Source organism: Neisseria sp. P0001.S005 (assembly GCF_051963715.1).
On sequence record NZ_JBQCTZ010000558.1, the window covers coordinates 1 to 505 of the forward strand.

Below are 505 nucleotides of genomic sequence, written 5' to 3' on the forward strand. Positions count from 1 at the left end.
ACGTTTTGTAATTTGATGTAGTGAAATTTACGCGAATTTTTACAGTTTGCCAAGTATTTTTTTCTGAAGGCTTGTTTTGGTATAAATTTCAGGTGTTGTCATATTTTTGCAATTATATTTCATAATTGTTCAAAAGTTAGGTATTTATTTTATTTTTTTAAATTTTAATTTAATTTTATTTCATATTTTGAATGATTAAAATGTATTTTTTCAAATGAACTATTTTGCAATATATTGTTTTTAAAAGAAATTAAATTTAATATATAAATGAAAAAAGTTATTTTTAAAGCATTTAAAGCGGAATATTATTTGATTGTTTGAACTCAAACATGAGTTTCGGTTTGATTCAATTAAAATGAAAAAGCGGCGAAAGAAAAATTTCGCCGCTTTTTGTATATTCAAATTGTAATTCAATGTAGTCAATAAAAGCTGCTTTCGCCTTCGGGACGGGTTTTGAAGCGTTTGTGCAGCCAGAAATATTGTTCGGGATGCTCGCGTACCCGCT

The 505-nt window shown here is 26.7% G+C and carries 1 protein-coding gene; it reads right to left on the reverse strand.

What is annotated here, in order from left to right; translation table 11 throughout:
• Window positions 1-419: 419 nt before the first annotated feature.
• Window positions 420-505 (reverse strand): LpxL/LpxP family acyltransferase (locus tag ACTHSP_RS21645; protein WP_440346962.1); only part of this gene is annotated, 86 nt, incomplete at its 5' end.